The organism is Sulfitobacter noctilucicola, assembly GCF_000622385.1.
Lineage (GTDB): Bacteria > Pseudomonadota > Alphaproteobacteria > Rhodobacterales > Rhodobacteraceae > Sulfitobacter > Sulfitobacter noctilucicola.
Window position 1 is genome coordinate 2,987,601 of the sequence record NZ_JASD01000008.1, and the last position, 19,673, is coordinate 3,007,273.

Below are 19,673 nucleotides of genomic sequence, written 5' to 3' on the forward strand. Positions count from 1 at the left end.
TGAATGACACGGACGCTTGAGATTTTAGATCGGCTTGTCGCGTTCCCCACAGTTAGTCGAGACAGCAATCTAGAATTGATTGATTGGGTGCAAGCGCTGCTGGCGGATGCAGGTTTTGAGGTGACGCGTATCTGGTCGCCTGATCGTACCAAAGCTGGGCTTTTTGCGCGGATCGGGCCGAATGTGGATGGGGGTATTTGCCTCTCCGCCCATACAGATGTGGTTCCGGTGGACGGACAGCTCTGGACCCGTCCGCCCTTTGAATTAACCGACGACGGGGATCGTGTTATTGGGCGCGGTACAACCGATATGAAGGGTTTTCTGGCGTCAGCTTTGGCGACGGCGGAACGTGCGGGGCAGGGGAAATTGTCATTCCCACTTAGTCTTTCTATTTCTTACGATGAGGAAATCGGCTGCGTTGGTATTCAACAGATGATGCCGGAGCTGCGCAATCTGATCGGCACTCCGCGCCTTGTCATTGTGGGGGAGCCAACGTCGATGCAAGTGGCAACAGGGCATAAGGGAAAAAGCGCCCTGAATGTAACCTGCCACGGGCAGGCAGGGCACAGCGCGCTGGCACCCGACTTTGTGAATGCGATCCACGTTGCAGCCGGTTTTGTGACCAAAATTCAGGGTCTGCAAGACAGGTTAAAATCCGGTGCCGTCGATAAAGACTACCGCATTCCGTATTCCACTGTTCATATCGGGAAAATTAGTGGGGGGACTGCGCTGAACATTGTTCCTTCAGAAACGCAAGTCGCACTGGAGTTTCGCCACCTTGCTGAAACCCCAGCGCGGGAGATCGAGAGCGAAATTCGCAAGATTGCGGATGATGTCAGTCAAGCCTATCCGTGCGCCCCTAAGGTGGACGTTGACGTTGTTAATTCCTATCCGGGGCTGGATATTGAGGCGACGAAACCCATCGTTACTTGGGCGAGCGATATTGCCGGAACGCCGAAAACAACCAAAGTTTCCTTTGGAACAGAAGCAGGTTTCTTTTCGCAGCTGGGGCTGGATACCGTCGTGCTTGGGCCTGGCGATATGGCGACAGACGGTCACAAACCGGACGAGGGGTTGGCCAAGTCAGAGTTGATTTCTTGCGACAGAATGATGGACCAGATTTGTTCTAGCCTTCGAGGTTGATTGGAGACTTTCCACGCCGTATGAATGGGTAAGCAGCGGACCTTCGCTGCAAAGGGATGCAAGGCAAGATGTGGGTTGGTCGCGACATCGGCTTGGCATCCAAGCCCCAGCATTTGACCGCATCTTATCGTTAGACGTGATACTTCCGTTCAGACGTGCGGCGCATTTTTCCAAGGATGTGCCAGAAAAATCCGGTTTTTCTTGCCCAAAGACACCTGTTGCGCTTTCATTCGGGGATGTCGCTGACCCGTGCTTTCATATGACACCGTCAGACCCCGCTGATGATGGTCTGCCCGCGCTGGTGGACCTGACCTATTCCGCGACGACAGATCCCGGGCGGTATGATGAGCTGGTGCATGTCTGGGAACGGTATCTTGAGCGGCTTTCACCAGGCGAGATCGAGGACGACAACGGGCACCATCTGCGTCACTTCAATCAGGCATTAGAGATATTCGAGAAGATCGGAAGGCAACAGCAGAGCCAGAACCGGGCGGAGGCGGTGGTCGGTTCGTTCAAAACGCCTGCGTTTCTGATCGATGCCGCCGGTCGGGTGTCGCATTCGAATGCGTCGGACGGTGTGTTGCACTTGCAGGACGCGAGGGGCGATGGTGGGGGGCAGGCGGGGGTTCAGTTTGATGCGCATGCGCTCAAGACCGCCATTGCAGAGCTACATCAGGGCGCGGCGGTCTCGTTGTTGCCTATGTATGACGCCGATCACCGTCTGGTCGATTGCGCGGTGTTGTCCGGTTTGGAGTCACACGGAAGCGAGCCGGAACGGTATTTGTTGGTTGCGAGCGGGCCAAAGATCAACGCGGACCATCTTGCGATCTTGCAAGACAGGTTCGGATTGAGCGCGTCAGAGACAGATGTTCTGGCCGCTTTGCATGATGGGTTGTCTGTGGCGCAGATTTCGCAAAACCGCGGGGTAGAGGTGGCAACCACGCGCACACAGGTGCGCAAGCTGCTCGAAAAGACTGGCAGTGCGACATTGGCTGATCTGATCCGGCAGGCAACTCAGATTTCGGCACAGATGACCAGCGTAGGGATTGCCCGCAAACTTTCTGAACCCGGAACGTTTGGGCAGGCAGAGTATGACCGTATTCTGACGGCAGACGGGCGTCTGCTGGCCTATAGGGAGTTCGGTGATCGAAAGGGCAGACCGGTTCTGTTTATTCACAACATGATGGGCGGCGCGATCTGGCCCGCCGGCATGGAGCAGTTGGCGCAGGCGAAGGGCTGGCGCGTCATTGCGCCTTCGCGGCCCGGATTTGGTTTGTCCGACAGCTATCCCGCGCGCGATCTGGAACTTGTGCGCAAGAGTTGTTCGGACATGCGTGCGCTGTTGGATCATTTAATGGTAGATCAGGTGCTGGTGGTCGGAATGATGTCGTCAGCGGGGCTTGGGATCAGGTTCGCCAAGGACCATGCGGACCGCGTGCGTGCGCTGTTGAATGTGGGGCATGCCGGATTGATGGACGACCGTCTGATTGATGCGATGGCAAACCCGTCTCGCGCCATGGCCAAGACCTATCGCAAATCCCCCACGGCACTGCGTTTCCTGATCCGCGTTGCAGTTGCCTCCGTTGATCTGCTGGGGCCACGCCAGATGTTGCGGTCCAATTTCCAACGCTCCGACCCAGATATTGAACTGCTGAAAGACACCGCACTGGTCGATGCGATCGGGGAGGGGTTGCAGCATGCGATTGCACAGGGCGGCGAAGCCTTTTCCCGCGACGGGTTTGTGGCGCTGCATGACTGGCGGGAGGATGTCGCCGCGTTGAATTGCCCTGCGACCTGCCTTTTGGGGGAACAGGATGCGATGTACCCACAGGCGGAAGCGCGCCGTCTGATGGCCGATTTGCCAAACTATGCTTTGGAAGTTTTTCCCGATGCAGGGCAGTTTGTGTTTTACGGGCATAGCGCCAAGGCTTTTCAACTTATGGATCGGTTGTGGCACACCAACGGCAATATTTTCGCGGCTTAGGGTAAGGAATTTCGTACCGATCCACACATTTGTGGATGCCCGGTATTTGCTTGGGCCGTTACCTGCTGTCAGACAATTGAACGCAGGCGATTATACATGAGTGATTTTCAGTACAGACCGGACGGATATGTGGCGCGTTTTGCGCCCCTCCGTCGCCATTGCACAACAAGTGATTTCGAGCCGGGGCGGGACAGGCCCGCATTGAACTGACGACAGTGACCGACTGGCTCCGTGGCCGCGTGAAGATGCCGTCGAGCGGTCAGATTTATACCAATATCTTTAGAAGTGAGTACCTATTATGCCCAGCCGTACCCCCAAGGAAGTCATGGAAGACCGCAAGATCGGCGTTATTCTGGATGACTTGTTGCAAAGCTGTATCGACAGTCTTTCCGCAGCAGACAAAATCAGCAAAGGCAAGACCTACAAGGCGCTGGATGCAGCGAGCAAATCGGCGTTCATCAAATGCCAGAACGAGTTGCTGAAGACATCAGAGAACAGCGAAAAAGAACGCGACAATTGCCTGAATGAAAAGTCGAAAGACCTCAACAAAATGAAAGCTGCGTTGACCAAGCAGCTGACGGCACTGGATAATCTTGAAGAAATCAACGGTCGGATGCATGTGCTGGAAGATGCGGATGTAGAAAAGAACCTTGCCGAATTCCTGACCGCGACAAAGACGCTCAAGAACCTCGAAGCTGATTTGAAAAAGCTTGAGACCAGTTTTGACAGTGTTTTGAAGAAACTGAAGAAGGCCGAAGTTGCCGCAAAGGATTCATCGCTAAAGGCGATATTCGGAGGTGGCATCGGTGCCATAGCCCTTTGTCTCACGCCTTTCGGACCGGGTATTGCGCTGTCTGCTGCAACGGTTGTTTTTGTCAGCAATACGGCAGTAGGGCAGGTGTTGAACGGCAACGAGCCTTCGACCGTGAAACAGGGCACGTCGCTTGCGTCTGCTGCTGGTCCACTGGCAAAGCTGTTCAAGAGCACGCCAAAATCATTCGGTCCTGTGCTTTACGTGGCTACCACAACAGTCAATATCGGTGAGGCCTTTTCAAATGTGAACGAGGCGGTGCAGCTCAAGAAAGAGATCAAGTCGCTTCTGGCGAGTATCAAAAGCCTCACGCCGAAGTTCGAGAAAGCCTTCGCCACTTTTGCTACGTGGGGTGACGCAACGCAAAAGACGATTTCGACCGCTTTAGCCGGGGTCAGGTCGTTCAAGCCAAAGAAGGGCGCGTTTCACAAGTTGCCGTCGATGTTGAAATAGCCGCAGGGACGTTTGTCGGAGGGCGCGGGTTACATCGCCGGTATGCCTGTGTTGAAAGCGCGCTTAGACGTCAGGCTTCCTGCCCTGCGTGATGTCTGGCAAAGGTGAGGAAATCTTTCATTACTGCTTCCGTCGGGGCGCGGCCTGTGAAGCCCTCAAGGTAGCCGGGCAGGCGGGCCATGCGGACCTCCATCGTCTCCTGAACTTCTAACGCATGATAGCCCAGTTGCATGAAATATATCATGCGGGCGCGCCAATCGGCCTCTGTCGCGTCGCTGCCATGATCCATGAACATCTGTTCCAACGCGTCCAGTCGGGTGGCATCCGCCGCGTCTATGCGCCTGCGGACTTGGTCGTCCTGACGCGCCCATGCACGCACCGAAAAGTCGAGCCCGCGATCAAACAGCGCGGGGTCAATGAAGCAGCGAAAAAAGTTGCAGGCAGCCTCGTTGATGCATGCGGCGGGGCGTGCGCATTGGCGTAGAATTGAATGGGTGTTCCGCTCTTCCCATTGATCCAGAAGGGCACCCAGCAGGTCATCGCGGTTCTTAAAATACCAATAGAAGCTGGAGCGTGACACATTGAGTTCAGACGCAAGCGCCATGACCTTTACCGTATCCACGCCGTCACGGATCAGCGCTTGTCTGGCCGCCTCCAACCAATCGTCACGCGTTACCTTTATATGTCCGTCTGCCATTCAACTCTCCGGCGGTGCGCCGCCCGCAGACGTGCGCGTGGCGACATAGGCTTGCAACTCCGAAAGTCGGGCCGCATCTACCGAAGGTCCTGTACCGCGAGTAAGAATATCCTGCCAGACCGATGTAGCGCGGGTATTGGCATCCTGCGCGCCTCGGTCGGTCCATGTGCCGAAGTTTGCGTAATCATGCACGATAGGCTCGTAGAATTCGGTTCTGTAGCGTCCCATGGTCTGGTCCGCTGCAAAGAAGTGGCCGCTTGGTTCGACCTGTTGCAGCGCGTCCAATCCGATCTCTTCCGTACCGGCTTTGGCACCGGCGCATAGTTCCGCGATCATATTGAGGACCTCTGCATCGGTGACCAGTTTCTCGTAAGAGACGCTCAGCCCGCCTTCAAGCCAGCCTGCGGAGTGGATGATCACGCTGGCACCGGCCATCAGGCAGCCCCAAAGCCCCATCTGGTTTTCATTCGCCGCCTGCACATCGTTCAAATTGGATGCAGACCCTGCAGCGGAGCGCCATGGCAGACCGGTGAGCCGTGCCATCTGGCCCGCGGCGAGTGACGCTTGGAAATGCGCAGGTGTGCCGAAGGCCGGAGAGCCTGATTTCATGTCCACGTTGCTGGTGAACGTCCCGTAGCAGACCGGCGCGCCGGGGCGGACTAGCTGGGTCAGGGTGATTGCCGCTAAAGCTTCCAGATGGCTAAGCGTAATTGCACCTGCCACTGTGATCGGTGCCATTGCCCCCATCAGGGTAAACGGCGTCACGATAGACAGCTGTCCCTGTTTGGCAAAGTCGATCAGCCCTTGCGCCATAGGAATGTCGAGCGTGCGCGGGCTGTTGGTGTTGATAATCGTGTAGGCGTGCGGCGTGGCCTCAAATGCATCGGCGTCCAGCCCGCGAAAGTTTGCCAGCATCTCAAAGCTCTCCATCACCTGCGGTGTACCTCGCGAGAAGATGAAGGGGAATTTGTCTGAATGGGTTAGCTGCGTTTCCAGCGTGAAGTAGTGGCGCAGGTGTGTTGGCACATCCTGAGGTTCAATCAGCGGTGCTACCATCTGAAAGACATCAAAGTGTTGCGTCAGGCGGACCAGCTCGTTGAAGTCACGTGCCGACCCGGGGCGTCTGCCGCGCTTCAGATCGGTGGCATGGGGTGCGCCGGCACCGGGTTGAAAGGTGAGGGCACCCAGTTCAAGTTTGATGTCGCGGTGTGGCGCGCCGGCACGGCACTCTATCGACTTGGGCGCGGATGCCAGCGCGGCCTCAACCATGTCCCGCCCGATATAGACCATCTCGTCTTTGACACCTGCGCCGCCTTTGGCAAAAATATCGCGGGCCTGTGGCAACAGCACCCGTATGCCAAGATCCTCCAGAGTTTGGAGCGCCGTTTCATGCATCGATGTGATCTCGTCCTTCGAGAACAGCTCCATCGGTGGAAACGGATTGCGCAATTGTCGGTAGTTCACATCGCGTTTGGCGGTTGCTTTCTCGCGGCCACGGCGCGCCATCAGGCCCGCATCGCTTTGCCGGAGGGATCGTAAGGCGAGGGGGCGATGACTTTGGCTGTCCGCTCCACGCCGACGATATGAACCGAAAGGTCGGTGCCTTCTGCTGCCTGTTCGGTATTCACAAGCGCCAACGCATAGGATTTGCCCATTGTGTGACCATATCCGCCCGATGTGACAAAGCCCACGCGGGTATCCCCGTTCCAGACCGGCTCATAGCCGCTGGCATCGGCACCGTCTGCGGCAACCTCAAGCGTGACCAATCGTTTGACCGGACCATTGCCATCGCGTTCTGCCACTGCGGCCTTGCGCCCGATAAAGTCCTCTTTGGTCCAGTCTATCCAGCGGTCCATGCCGGTTTCGGCTGCGGTGTAGCCTTGGGTAAACTCCGCATTCCAGATGCCAAAGCTCTTCTCAAGCCGCAAAGACAAGAGCGCATTAAAGCCGATTTCCCTGATCCCCAGATCCGCGCCTGCTGCCAACAGCAGTTTGCGCAGGCCGATATGTTCGGCAGCGCTGCAATGGATTTCGTAGCCAAGCTCGCCTGTGACGGAAAGGCGGCCGACTCTGGCGCGGATCAGCCCGACGTCCATTGTACCGCACCCCATGAACGGGAGGTTTACCGGCCCGTCAGTGACCCGTTCCAGCACCTTTGTGCTGTTCGGCCCCGAGAGGGAGAAACCCACCGTCGCATCGGAAATATCGCGCAGCTTGACGTCGCCGGTCATGTGATCCGCAAACCAGCGTTTGTGCCAGTCCCGCAGGTAGTAGGAGCCCATGATCCACCACGTCCCATCCCCCCAATTGAAAACAGTAAGGTCGCCTTTCAATTTGCCTTCCTCAGACAGCATGGGAGCCAGACGTGCGCGGCCCGGTCCGGGGAGTTTGCAGGCCATAACGCGGTCGAGCCACTTGGCGGCGTCTGGCCCTGTGACTTCGAAGCGGGAGAAGCCGGAGATGTCGAGCAGGCCAACATCCCGCCGGACGGCGCGGGATTCCTCGGCAACGATATCGAACGCATTCGAGCGGCGCAGGGATGGGGTTTCTTCAAATCCTTGCGGTGCGAAGTAAAGCGGCAACTCCAACCCGTAACTTGCACCCCAGCGGCATCCCGCTGCGGTCATGTCACTATAGGCGGGTGCCATTTTCAGCGGGCGGCCTGCAGGCAACTGTTCATTGGGATAGGTCATGATGAACCGGCGCGAATAGAACTGGCCGGTGGTTTCCTTGATGAACCGTTTGTTCTGGGCAAAATCACCGTAGCGGGACACGTCCATGCCAAAGACATCTGCCTCGGGCTCTCCGTGTATCATCCATTCGGCCAGCGATTTGCCGACGCCACCGCCCTGAAGGAAGCCTGCCATCACCGCACAAGCGCACCAATAGCCGGGTTTGCCCTGAACGGGGCCCACAAGCGGGTTCCCATCCGGCGAGAAGGTGAAGGCCCCGTTGACCCATGTCTTAACGCCGACCTCTTGCAAGGCGGGATAGCGTTCAAACCCCATAATCAGTTCTTTTTCGATGCGGTCAGTGTCTTCTTTTTGCAGCTCGAAGCCATATTCCCAAGGCGCGCCGTCAACCATCCAGTGTTCGTGATCCACTTCGTATATTCCCAGCAAGATGCCCTTCTGGTCCTGCCGCATATAGGTGAACCCTTCGAGGTCCACTGTCATGGGCACTTCGAAATCCAGTTGTTCCAGTTCGGGGATGGTGTCGGAAATCAGATAGTGGTGGTTGAGCGGGGAGACCGGCAATTCGATCCCCGCCATGCGCCCGACCTGTTTGGCCCAAAGCCCCGCAGCGTTAATCACATGTTCGGTCTGGATGGTGCCCTTTTCGGTCACCACCTCCCAGCCGCTGTCTGTCTGGTTCAGCTCAAGCACGCGGTTGTTCTCAACGATCTCGGCCCCGTGTTTCTTTGCCGCTCCGGCATAGGCGTGCACGGTGCCCGTCGTATCGACGTAGCCTTCGCGGTCCGCCCACATGCCGCCCAAAATGCCGTCCGTTGACATGATCGGACAAAGCTCTCCGGCTTCTTCGGGGGTGATGAGCCGGCAGTCGTCGATGCCGATGGACTGGAATGTCCGGTAGGCCGATTGCAACCATTCCCAGCGGTCCGGTGTTCCGGCAAGGGTCATGCCGCCCGTCATGTGGAGACCGATGGACTGACCGGATTCTTTCTCGATCTCGGGCAGCAGGTCGATTGTATAAGCCTGAAGGGCTGCGATGTTCGGGTCCGCGTTCAGGGCGTGGATGCCGCCTGCCGCATGCCAGCTGGAGCCTGCTGTCAGGACTGAACGCTCGATCAGTAGCACGTCCTTCCAGCCAAGTTTCGCCAAGTGGTACAACACCGACGTCCCGACAACGCCGCCACCGATCACGACTGCACGGTAATGAGATTTCATGGGGTCACCCTTCTGGACAGTTATGTCCAGAGCTTGCATTTTTCTGGACAGACCTGTCCAGAACTTTCAGTTTCGTCCGGCTTAAAATGGCGACCGGGCGGGATGGTGCGGAATTCACGCGCCATCGGAGGCAATCATCGAAATATCGCGCAATTTTTGCCTGGCCTTGGCCGACAATGCGCCCGCTTTGCAAATGGCGGATGCTATCCGGTGGCAACGTCAGCCAAGGAGACACGCCATGAGCGCCACAACCCACGTCTATCAGTCTATCGCCCGCGCCACCCACGAACAGGGGGTAGAGACGATGTTCGGACTGATGGGGGATGCGAACCTGTTTATGGTCGACAGCTTTGTGCGCGACTGCGGTGGACGGTTTGTGCCTGCGGCGCATGAGGGGAGTTCGGTCTTGATGGCGCTCGCGTATGCGCATGTGTCTGGCAAGGTGGGGGTCGCCACCGTGACCCACGGTCCGGCGCTCACAAATTGTATGACAGCGCTGACGGAGGCGGCCCGCGGCCACGTACCGATGGTTTTGCTGGCGGGTGACACGCCTACAGACAATCCGCGCCACCTGCAAAGCATTGATCAGCGCGAACTGGTCAAGACGACCGGTGCCGGGTTCGAGCAGCTGCGCACGCCCGAGACGGTAGGCAAAGACGTGGCCCGCGCCTTTTACCGTGCACAGGTGGAGCGCCGCCCGATTGTGCTGAATATGCCTGCCGACTTTATGTGGCAGGAGACCGAGCATGATACACAGGTGCTGAATGTCTTTACCGCCCCCGGCGGCGTGGCAGAAGGCGATACGCTGGACAATGCCATTGGTATGATTGCATCAGCGCGGCGTCCTTTGGTTCTTGCCGGTGCGGGTGCAGTGGCTGCGCGCGCGGAGTTGATCGCGTTGGCGGACCGGTTGCAGGCCCCGCTGGCGACAACCCTCAAGGCCAAGGGGCTATTCAACGGACATCCCCACAACATTGATATCTTCGGCACACTTTCCACGCCTGCAGCCTACGAGCTGATTGCACAGGCTGATTGCATCGTTTGCTTCGGAACCGCGTTGCATGATTTCACGACCGACCGTGGTAAGCTGATGAAGGACAAACGGATCGTGCAGGTGGATATTGAGCCTGCCGCGATTGGCGGGGGGCTGCATCCTGATGCGGCATTGATTGCGGATGCAGGGCTGACAGCGCAGACAATTGTCTATTGGCTTGACACCGCCGAAGTCGTCGGCAGCGGTTGGACGCAAGAATTGGAGGCTGGTACATTAAATGTGCACCCCGCAGGCAAGGAAGCCGCAGCCGAAGGGTTTGTGAATTTTACCTATGCGCTGGACCGTCTGGAGGAAGCCCTGCCACGTGATCGTGTTCTGGTAACTGATGGGGGCCGGTTCATGACCGAAGTCTGGTGCCGCGTGTCCGCACCCGACCCGCAAAGCTTTGTCTGCACCGTCAACTTTGGCTCGATCGGGCTGGGGCTTCAGGAAGCGATTGGTGCGGGGCTTGCCGCACCGGACAGGCCGGTTGTCATGTTCACCGGTGATGGTGGGTTCATGATGGGTGGGATCAACGAATTTAACACTGCCGTGCGCTTGGGGCTCGACCTGATCGTGATTGTGGCCAACGATTCAGCATATGGTGCCGAGCATATCCAGTTCATCGACCGCAAGATGGACCCGAGCCTGACAGAGTTTCATTGGCCGTCATTTGCAGAGGTTGCGACATCGCTTGGCGGAAAAGGCTATGAGGTCCGTTCCAGTGCCGAGTTGGACACGGCCTTGGCGGCGCTCGAAGGGCGCAGCGGTCCGGTGTTGATCGACTTGCGACTTGATCCGCATGATGTCCCGCGCATGCGGGCCTGACGGCATCAGAAATCCAGTTCGACCCAGACGGGGACGTGATCTGACGGTTTCTCGCCAGCGCGCACATCGCGGTCGATCTGGCAATCACGCAGCCAGTCGGCACAGACTGGGCTGAGCAGGAAGTGGTCAATCCGGATGCCGTTGTTGCGGTTCCATGCGCCGGCTTGATAGTCCCAGAAACTATAGTGCCCCGGCCCTTGGGTCCGCGCACGGAATGCCTCTGTCAGGCCGAGATTAACAAGCTTGCGCCATGCCGCGCGGGCTTCGGGGCGAAACAATGCGTCATCGCGCCAGCTGTCGGGCTTTGCCGCATCTTCGGCTTGGGGAATGATGTTGTAGTCGCCAGTCATCAGGAAAGGTGTTTCTTCGGCCAGCAATTCCTTGGCCCGGGCGATCAGGCGCTCCATCCATGCCAGCTTGTAGTCAAACTTGGGACCGGGGGCCGGGTTGCCGTTCGGCAGGTACAGTCCGCACACACGCAGCGCATCCCGCTCGCCCATCACGGTCGCCTCGATATAGCGGGCCTGTTCATCGCTATCATCACCCGGCAGGCCGCGTGTGACGTCCTCAAGCGGATGCTTGGAAAGGATGGCCACACCGTTAAAGGATTTCTGGCCGTGGGTCTCTACGTTATAGCCCATGTCCTCAAAGAGGGTGACGGGAAATGCATCGTCGACAGACTTGATTTCCTGCAGCAGCACGACATCTGGCTGGGCAGTCCCGAGCCAATTCGGCAATGCATCAATGCGTGCCTTGATACCGTTGATGTTGAAGGTCGCGATTTTCATACTGGCCTCCGGGCAATGGGTCTGGCGTGATCCATAGTCGTGGCTGCCGTGAATTGCCAGTAGTGAACCCGATCACCTTAAGGGTGATTCTGTGATTCCGATTCAACCAATGGTTGAATATGTCCAATTAATTGCAGAAATGCGCAGTTATCCACTGGTGTGCGTAAAGATTTTTTCGAAGAGCCAAGGAGCGCGCTTAAATATAATCCTAGTGAGACCGCATTCACGAGCACTGATGTGCATCAATCTGTGGGCAATCCCAGAGCCGAAAAATATCACTTAACCATTCTCGTTAAGAGAGCAACGGTTAATATATCGCAACCACAGGGTGCGATTGACCAACATTAACCAACGTAAGGATACGGAAAATGAACGCAGTTTTGAAAACAGAAGCCTTTGACCTCTCACACACAACATCAGAAGCGTCCAGCATCGAAGCTGGTGCTGGTACAGACCTTTTTGTCAGCGGACTGGCAGCAGAAGAGGCGGATAACACAAACGGCCAATCTGCCAGCATGCTGGACGGAGAAAAGACCGAGATGTTCTGCTGTAGCATCTGATCACGACCTGACTGGTCCGGTTCGAAAGGGCCGGACCAGTAAACTCCCTGAAATTTACCGGATTTTGGCATGACAAACATTGTGACATTTCGACCGGCCCCACGGGTCGACCGTACACAGAACGCAGCCCAGCTTTTGGCAGGTCTGGCACAGGGCCGACGCACCGCTGATGATGTCTTTTGGCTCAAGGAGAATGCGGAAGCCCTGAATGCAATCAATGCATCCGGAGTGGCGCTGCCGCCGGAGGCGCTGGGCGTCTATGCAGAATTCTATGACGGGATCGAAGAGAAGGTACGCTTTTATCCCCAATACTACCGGTTCTTTCTGTCGCTCTGTCTTGATCTGGAAGACCTTGGCATGTCGGGGAACAAGGGCAGGGGTCTGTGCCGCTGGGCAGCTGCGGCGGGTCTTGCGGATGCCGAACTGTCTGATTTGCAGCGGGCAGAGGCGCGACTGTTGCTGGCACGCAGGAATGCGGCAGATGCACCTGGTGAAGGGGCCTTAGGCGACAGGTTGCGGCAATTCATGCGCCGCGGTGACACGTTCGCATTGCCCAATAGAAAAGCGGCCTATGAGCTGACCCATATTGTCTTTTATCTTACCGACTTTGGCCGAAACCAGATCGCGTTGGGCGAAGAGGAAGTGACCAGCCTTGAATACACAGGCGTGATCGCGTTTCTTGACCAGAACTATGATCTGCTGGCCGAGGTTTGTCTGGCACTTTCCTACATCGGGCAGACCCCAAGCCCCATCTGGACCCAAGCCGTTGCGACAGCGCACGGCCATATTGTACCTTGCATTGGCGAGGGAGCGGTGACAGCCAAGGACGCCTATCACACTTATCTGGTGACTGGCTGGATGCAGGCCACGCTGTCAAATTCCGGGTTCGAAGCCGATGTGCCCGCCGGAAAGCTGCACTTCGCCGCTCATGGTCAAGCCCCCAGTGCGCTGCGCCCGTTGTCGGAATGCCTTGCGGATCTAGGGGTGTTGAGGAGCGGAGACTGGGACGGGATGCGGGGACGGGTCATCCCCTATCTGGGCGCGCAAAGCCGTAACATCCTGCAACAGGCAGAAGCCTCAACAGACAAGTTCGACAGGTTCTTTCGCGGATTTGCCCGAGCATCCGGCACGTTCGAAACCCGCACCGGATAAAACAGTCCCTGGCGCCTACATCGAGAAGGACGTACCACAGCCACAGGCAGAGGTGGCGTTGGGGTTTTCGATCACAAAGCGGGCACCGATCAGCTCTTCGGAGAAATCGATTACCGCGTTTGCAAGAAAAGGTAGCGAGATGCTGTCGACGACAACTTTCTGTCCATCGCCCTCAAGCACCAGATCGTCCTCTTTCGGCTCGTCCAGATCAATTTCATACTGGAAGCCGGAGCATCCGCCGCCTTCAACGGCAACGCGCAGGGCCTTACCCTGATCGGCGGCACCGATTTCGGCCAAACGCTCAAAGGCGCGGGGGGTCACGGATGGGGGCAGGTTCATGTCAGACCTCGGTTTTCTTCGGCTGCTGATTACAATATAGAAGCGCGAGGGACAGGCCACAAGGACCAGCCGCGATGCGCGCTCTATATGCCTCTGATCCGGCAACGGCCATGGGACGGCTGGTACCGGAAGAGGAAAGCACTTTTCGCTCCTGCTATCAGCGGGACCGGGACAGGATCATTCATGCCAGCGCCTTTCGGCGGCTGAAGCATAAAACGCAGGTGTTTGTAGAGCACGAGGGCGATTACTATCGCACGCGGCTGACCCATTCGATCGAGGTGGCACAGGTCGCCCGCACGATCGCAGGTGCGCTGGGGCTAAACGGAGAGCTTACGGAAGCTGTGGCACTGGCTCATGATCTGGGACACACGCCGTTCGGTCACACCGGTGAGGACGCGCTGCATTTGTTGATGGCCCCTTACGGCGGATTTGACCACAACGCGCAGGCGATCAAGATCGTAACATCGCTTGAGCGGCACTATGCCGATTTCGACGGGCTGAACCTGACGTGGGACACGTTGGAAGGGATCGCCAAACACAACGGACCTGTGACGGGTGATCTGCCTTATGCATTGGCCGAATATGACGCGTTGCACGATCTGGAGCTGCACACACACGCCAGCGCCGAGGCGCAGGTCGCAGCGCTGTCGGATGACATTGCCTACAACAATCACGATCTGCATGACGGGCTGCGTGCACAATTGTTTACCGAGGACGAGATTGCGGTCTTGCCTTTGATTGGCCCTGCTTATGCGGAAGTCGACAGGCTCTATCCACACACGGACAGCTACCGCCGCCGCCATGAGGCGTTGCGGCGGGTGTTCGGGATGATGGTCAGCGACGTAATCGAGACATCGCGGGCTGTGCTGGACGCATCAAGTGCTACGTCGGCTGCGGACATCCGGCATCTGGGACGGCCGGTGATCCGGTTCTCCGAACAGATGTGGCAGGACCTGCGCGAAATACGATCGTTCCTGTTCAACCGCATGTACCGCGCCCCTTCAGTGATGGACAAGCGCGCCGAAGTGACTGTGGTGGTGGAAGAGCTGTTCCCGCTCTATCTGTCACAGCCGGATTTGCTGCCACGCCACTGGGCACGCCAGATTGAGGAAGCAGGCAGCGACAAGATGCGTCTGGCGCGTATGGTATGTGATTATATCGCGGGTATGACAGACCGATACGCCTATGCGCAGCACGCGCGGTTGCTTGGGGCGGCGGAGTAAACCCGACCATACGGACGCCGCCGCATCTCCATGCAAATGATCGGGGCGCATGGCAGCGCCCGCACACAATTGACTGCCCGCACGCAGATGATACATGCACGGCAACAAAGGAACGTCGCTATGAACATTTTTGCCGAAATCCGTGAACTGATCCTGACAACGCTGGAGCAGATGGTCACCGCAGGTGATTTGCCAGACGGGCTGAACCTTGAGCCGATCACAACGGAGCCACCGCGCGATCCGGCACATGGCGATATGGCGACAAACGCAGCGATGGTGCTGGCCAAACCGGCCAAGATGAAGCCGCGCGACATTGCAGACGCGCTTGCGGGCAAGTTGGCTGAAGATCCGCGGATCACCAGCGCCGAGGTTGCCGGTCCAGGCTTCCTGAACCTGAGGCTTGCGCCGACCGTCTGGCAGGGGATTGCCAAGACGGTCCTGAGCGAAGGTACGGGCTTCGGGCGCGGCAGCCTCGGGCAGGGGCAGAAGGTTAACGTTGAATATGTCTCGGCGAACCCGACAGGTCCGCTTCATGTGGGACACACCCGGGGCGCGGTCTTTGGTGATGCGCTGGCGTCTTTGCTGGATTTTGCAGGCTATGACGTCACGCGGGAGTACTACATCAATGATGGCGGTGCACAGGTCGATGTGCTCGCCCGGTCCGTTTACCTGCGGTATCTTGAGGCGCATGGGCAAGAGGTCGCCTTTCCAGAAGGCACATACCCCGGCGATTACCTGATCGCGGTCGGGGAGGCGCTGAAAGACAAGGTTGGCGACGACTATCTTGATAAGGGTGAGCAGTACTGGCTGGAAGATGTACGCAGCTTTGCCACTGAAAAGATGATGGATCTTATCCGCAGCGATCTCAAAGCCTTGGGTGTCGAGATGGATGTGTTTTATTCTGAAAAATCGCTTTACGGCACTGGCCGGATCGAAGCCGCGCTGGAAGACCTCAAGAACAAGGGCCTGATCTATGAAGGCGTGCTTGAGCCGCCAAAGGGCAAGAAACCCGAAGATTGGGAACCGCGCGAGCAAACACTGTTTAAATCGACCGAGCATGGCGATGATGTGGATCGGCCGGTGATGAAGTCCGATGGCGGCTGGACCTATTTTGCACCCGATATCGCGTATCACTACGACAAGGTGCAGCGCGGCTTCGATCAGCTGATCGATGTCTTCGGTGCGGATCATGGCGGCTATGTGAAGCGGATGAAAGCGGCGGTATCGGCCCTATCCGACGGTAAAGTGCCGCTCGACATCAAGCTGACGCAGCTGGTCAAGCTGTTCAAGAACGGAGAGCCTTTCAAGATGTCCAAACGGGCAGGGACGTTCGTGACGCTGCGCGATGTGGTCGATCAGGTTGGCCCCGATGTGACACGCTTTGTGATGCTGACGCGCAAGAACGACGCGATGCTGGACTTCGATTTCGACAAGGTGCTTGAGCAAAGCCGCGAGAACCCTGTGTTCTACGTGCAATACGCCCATGCGCGCGTGGCATCCGTGCTGCGCAAAGCGGCAGAGGCGGGGATCGCAACCGATGATGCAACACTTGCAGCGGCCGACCTGAGCCTGCTGAATCACGAGAGCGAGTTGGGTGTGCTGCGCAAGCTGGCCGAGTGGCCACGACTGGTTGAAACAGCCGCACGTACAAACGAGCCCCACCGCGTTGCCTTTTACCTGTATGAGCTGGCAGGTGATCTGCACGGATTGTGGAACAAGGGCAATGAAGTGACCTCCCTGCGCTTCATTCAGGATGATGCGGCCACATCGCAGGCAAAAATTGCCCTCGCGCGGTCCACGGCGATTGTAATTGCGGCTGGTCTTGGTATTCTTGGGGTCAATCCGGCGGAAGAGATGCGATAACGCACCGTCCCGTCACGCACAGGCAACCCCAAGACCAGACCCGCCGGGCAATGTACCCGCTGGGCAATGAGGCAGAGATGGCAGATTTCACGTCTTCCCCCATGGCGGGGGATTACTATGATGATTCAACTTCAACCTTTGGATCAGGTCCCCAGCCCAGTAAGTTGACAACGCTTACAAATATTGCAGGCGCTGCTTTGTCCTGCGTGTTGGTGGTGGGTATCGGTGTCTGGGGGTACAAGCTGCTTGTACGTGATGTGAGCGGCATTCCGGTCGTGCGTGCCGCGGTAGGCGAAATGCGGGTGCGTCCCGAAGATCCGGGAGGTGAAACTGCCAGCCATCAGGGTCTTTCGGTGAATGCTGTGGCCGCTGTCGGCACCGCTGAAAAACCAGCCGACCGGTTGATCCTTGCACCCAAACCTATCGATCTGACCGAAGAAGATCAGGTCATGCCAGCCGCAATGGTTGCTGCGGAGCCACAGGTCGAAAGCCAGCCTGCGCTCCCCGCGGCACCGGTCCTTGAGCCGTCCGAAGTGAATGCTGCGCTGCAAAGCGGCAATGTAGATGATCTGGTGGCGCAGTTGACCAACGGTGTCGCACCGCTGGCCGATCTGGCAGAGGATCAGGCTGAAGTCGTGGCGGCCGTTACGCAAACGGTTGCTGTTGAAGTCACAGCCGTCGAGCAGCAGATCGCTGCGTTGCAGACCGCCCCCGGCGTGCGCCAGTCCGTCCGTCCCAAGAAGCGCCCGGCAGTGCGGGCCACGGTAACACCTGCCGCGCTGACCACTGAAGCAAGCCAGCCTTCCGGCGGCAATACAGCCGAACTTGATGCAAAATCCCTGCCTGCCGGCACACGTCTGGCACAGCTGGGTGCCTTTGACAGCGCCGAAGTCGCGCGTGAGCAGTGGGAACAGCTGAGCGTCCGCTTTGATGCCTATCTCGGGGACAAGCAGCGCATTGTGCAAAAGGCGACCAGCGGGGGACGCGTGTTTTACCGTCTGCGTGCGCATGGCTTTGAAGATATCGCTGATGCACGCCGTTTCTGTGCGGCACTTGTTGCGGACAACGCGGATTGTATTCCGGTGGTCACACGCTGATGCCATTCGGCGCAGCGATTATTGATGCAGACGGAACGCGCCTGACAGCCGAGGAAAAAGCGTTTTTTCGGGATGCCGATCCTTTCGGTTTTATCCTGTTTGCCCGCAATATCGAAACGCCGGAGCAGACCTATGCCCTGTGTAGTGAAATGCGCGATGCCGTTGGCCGGGAAGCCGTAATCACTGTCGATCAGGAAGGCGGTCGTGTGCAGCGTATGCGCGCCCCGCATTGGCGTGAATGGATGCCGCCTTTGGATTTTGTCGCGCGCGCAGGCGAGAACGCCCAGCGTGCCATGTATTTGATGTACCGGCTGATTGCGGATGAATTGCGTGCTGCGGGCATTGATAGCAACTGCGCGCCAATGGTTGATCTGGCGGGAGCCGAAACCCATGAGTTCCTGCGCAACCGCTGTTATAGCGATAATCCGGACCGTGTTGCTATTCTCGGGCAGGCTGCCGCAGACGGGATGCTTGCGGGAGGCGTTCTGCCCATCCTGAAACATATGCCGGGACATGGTCGTGCCACCATGGACAGCCATTTTGATCTGCCGCGTATTACAGCGGCTGCAGAAGATCTGGCACACACTGATTTTGCACCCTTCAGGGCGTTGCGTGATGTGCCCATGGGAATGACCGCCCACCTTGTCTATGAGGCACTGGACAACCGGCCAGCGACGTTGTCGCCCGTGATGATGGACCTGATCAGGCAGGAAATTGGATTTGATAATCTTGTCATGACAGACGACATCTCGATGAAGGCGCTTTCGGGAACACTCGCACAGAACGCTGCAGGTTCTATTGCGGCAGGTTGTGACGTTGTCCTTTTCTGCAATGCGCCACTGGCAGACCGGCGCGCCGTGTGCGACGCGGCAGGGACAATGACGCCAGCGGCCCAAACCCGCGCAGAGCGGGCGCTTGCAATGCGCAAAAAGCCCGATGACGTTGACATTCCGGCCCTTGAGCGCGAACTTGAAGCGCTTTTGGGCGGGGCGGGGCATGGCTGAGACCACATTCGAAGAAGATCAGGTTTCTGTCGCCGAGCGTATGGCTGCTGAGGCGTTGATCATCGACGTGGACGGCTTTGAAGGACCGCTTGACCTGCTGTTGACGTTGAGCCGGACGCAAAAGGTAGACCTGCGCAAAGTATCCGTCTTGCAACTTGCCCGGCAGTATCTTGCGTTTGTCGAAAAGGCCAAAGCCTTGCGGCTAGAGCTGGCGGCAGACTATCTGGTTATGGCGGCGTGGCTCGCGTTTCTGAAATCCCGTCTGCTGTTGCCTCCTGATCCGACCGAGGAAGGGCCATCTGGTGAGGAACTGGCCGCGCATCTGGCGTTCCAGCTGGAGCGCTTGCAGGCCATGCGCGATGCTGCTGCACGTCTGATGGCGCGGGACCAGCTGGGCCGCGATTTCTTTGCTCGCGGACAGACAAACGAGGTCGAGCGGGTCCGCAAGGTCACCTATACCGCCACACTGCTTGATCTGATGCAGGGCTATGCGCGGATCAGGACCAAGGATGAGTTCCGCCCCTTCGTGATGGACCGTGATGCTGTGTTCACGATGGAGCAGGCGTTGGAGCGCATGCGCGGACTGATAGGCTATGCCGGCGAATGGGGCGATCTGATGAGCTTCCTGCCCGAGGGGTGGGAAAGCGATCCGGTCAAACGCCGCTCCGCGACGGCTGCGACCTTTGCGGCTTCGCTGGAACTGGTAAAAGAGGGTCATCTGGAAATCCGGCAGTCAGAGACCTTCGCGCCGATCCAACTGCGTAAAAAGGATGAACCGCGTGGCGGATGA

16 protein-coding genes are annotated in these 19,673 nt (G+C 57.8%); 11 read left to right on the top strand and 5 right to left on the bottom strand.

The genetic code is table 11. The features are described 5' to 3' along the window. Window positions 1–3: 3 nt before the first annotated feature. The 3 genes from argE to Z946_RS0118195 all read left to right on the top strand — a co-directional run bounded on the left by argE (window position 4) and on the right by Z946_RS0118195 (window position 4,391). A complete protein-coding gene (gene argE, locus Z946_RS0118185) occupies window positions 4–1,143 on the top strand; it encodes an acetylornithine deacetylase (RefSeq protein ID WP_025057147.1) in 1,140 nt (379 codons plus the stop codon). 259 nt (window positions 1,144–1,402) lie between these two features. Further along, window positions 1,403–3,127 (top strand): bifunctional helix-turn-helix transcriptional regulator/alpha/beta hydrolase, encoded by a 1,725-nt coding sequence (locus Z946_RS0118190; RefSeq protein ID WP_152540596.1) that lies wholly within the window; start codon window positions 1,403–1,405, stop codon window positions 3,125–3,127. Window positions 3,128–3,425: 298 nt separating this feature from the next. Beyond that, a complete protein-coding gene (locus tag Z946_RS0118195; RefSeq protein WP_152540597.1) occupies window positions 3,426–4,391 on the top strand; it encodes a hypothetical protein in 966 nt (321 codons plus the stop codon). A 70-nt stretch (window positions 4,392–4,461) separates the two neighbouring features. Here Z946_RS0118195 and Z946_RS0118200 read toward each other — a convergent pair whose 3' ends face one another. The 3 genes from Z946_RS0118200 to Z946_RS0118210 are packed head-to-tail and all read right to left on the bottom strand — an operon-like array spanning window position 4,462 to window position 8,996. Then, a complete protein-coding gene (locus Z946_RS0118200) occupies window positions 4,462–5,088 on the bottom strand; it encodes a TetR/AcrR family transcriptional regulator (RefSeq protein WP_025057150.1) in 627 nt (208 codons plus the stop codon). Further along, on the bottom strand, window positions 5,089–6,594 hold the full coding sequence (locus Z946_RS0118205; RefSeq protein ID WP_025057151.1) for a trimethylamine methyltransferase family protein: 1,506 nt from the start codon (window positions 6,592–6,594) through the stop codon (window positions 5,089–5,091). Continuing rightward, window positions 6,594–8,996, bottom strand: coding sequence for a GcvT family protein (locus Z946_RS0118210; RefSeq protein WP_025057152.1), 2,403 nt, complete (start codon window positions 8,994–8,996; stop codon window positions 6,594–6,596). The genes Z946_RS0118205 and Z946_RS0118210 overlap by 1 nt, the downstream gene beginning before the upstream one ends. Before the next feature lie 238 nt (window positions 8,997–9,234). On the opposite strand from Z946_RS0118210, the gene Z946_RS0118215 reads away from it, so the two are divergent. Then, a complete protein-coding gene (locus Z946_RS0118215; protein ID WP_025057153.1) occupies window positions 9,235–10,857 on the top strand; it encodes a thiamine pyrophosphate-binding protein in 1,623 nt (540 codons plus the stop codon). 5 nt (window positions 10,858–10,862) lie between these two features. Here Z946_RS0118215 and xth read toward each other — a convergent pair whose 3' ends face one another. Further along, on the bottom strand, window positions 10,863–11,645 hold the full coding sequence (gene xth, locus Z946_RS0118220; RefSeq protein WP_025057154.1) for an exodeoxyribonuclease III: 783 nt from the start codon (window positions 11,643–11,645) through the stop codon (window positions 10,863–10,865). 368 nt (window positions 11,646–12,013) lie between these two features. Here xth and Z946_RS0118225 point away from each other — a divergent pair, with 368 nt between their 5' ends. Further along, the gene (locus Z946_RS0118225) at window positions 12,014–12,205 is read left to right on the top strand and encodes a hypothetical protein (RefSeq protein WP_025057155.1); all 192 of its coding nucleotides are present in this window, start codon (window positions 12,014–12,016) and stop codon (window positions 12,203–12,205) included. 69 nt (window positions 12,206–12,274) lie between these two features. After that, on the top strand, window positions 12,275–13,357 hold the full coding sequence (locus Z946_RS0118230) for a DUF6902 family protein (protein ID WP_025057156.1): 1,083 nt from the start codon (window positions 12,275–12,277) through the stop codon (window positions 13,355–13,357). 15 nt (window positions 13,358–13,372) lie between these two features. Here Z946_RS0118230 and Z946_RS0118235 read toward each other — a convergent pair whose 3' ends face one another. Beyond that, window positions 13,373–13,696, bottom strand: coding sequence for a HesB/IscA family protein (locus tag Z946_RS0118235; protein WP_025057157.1), 324 nt, complete (start codon window positions 13,694–13,696; stop codon window positions 13,373–13,375). A gap of 74 nt (window positions 13,697–13,770) precedes the next feature. On the opposite strand from Z946_RS0118235, the gene Z946_RS0118240 reads away from it, so the two are divergent. The 5 genes from Z946_RS0118240 to Z946_RS0118260 all read left to right on the top strand — a co-directional run bounded on the left by Z946_RS0118240 (window position 13,771) and on the right by Z946_RS0118260 (window position 19,673). Continuing rightward, the gene (locus Z946_RS0118240) at window positions 13,771–14,919 is read left to right on the top strand and encodes a deoxyguanosinetriphosphate triphosphohydrolase (protein WP_025057158.1); all 1,149 of its coding nucleotides are present in this window, start codon (window positions 13,771–13,773) and stop codon (window positions 14,917–14,919) included. Between the two features lie 120 nt (window positions 14,920–15,039). Next, a complete protein-coding gene (gene argS / locus Z946_RS0118245; RefSeq protein ID WP_025057159.1) occupies window positions 15,040–16,782 on the top strand; it encodes an arginine--tRNA ligase in 1,743 nt (580 codons plus the stop codon). A gap of 77 nt (window positions 16,783–16,859) precedes the next feature. Beyond that, a complete protein-coding gene (locus tag Z946_RS0118250; RefSeq protein ID WP_081780895.1) occupies window positions 16,860–17,879 on the top strand; it encodes an SPOR domain-containing protein in 1,020 nt (339 codons plus the stop codon). Continuing rightward, the gene (gene nagZ, locus Z946_RS0118255) at window positions 17,879–18,883 is read left to right on the top strand and encodes a beta-N-acetylhexosaminidase (RefSeq protein WP_025057161.1); all 1,005 of its coding nucleotides are present in this window, start codon (window positions 17,879–17,881) and stop codon (window positions 18,881–18,883) included. The genes Z946_RS0118250 and nagZ overlap by 1 nt, the downstream gene beginning before the upstream one ends. Further along, window positions 18,876–19,673, top strand: coding sequence for a segregation and condensation protein A (locus Z946_RS0118260; RefSeq protein WP_025057162.1), 798 nt, complete (start codon window positions 18,876–18,878; stop codon window positions 19,671–19,673). Before nagZ ends, Z946_RS0118260 begins: the two co-directional genes overlap by 8 nt.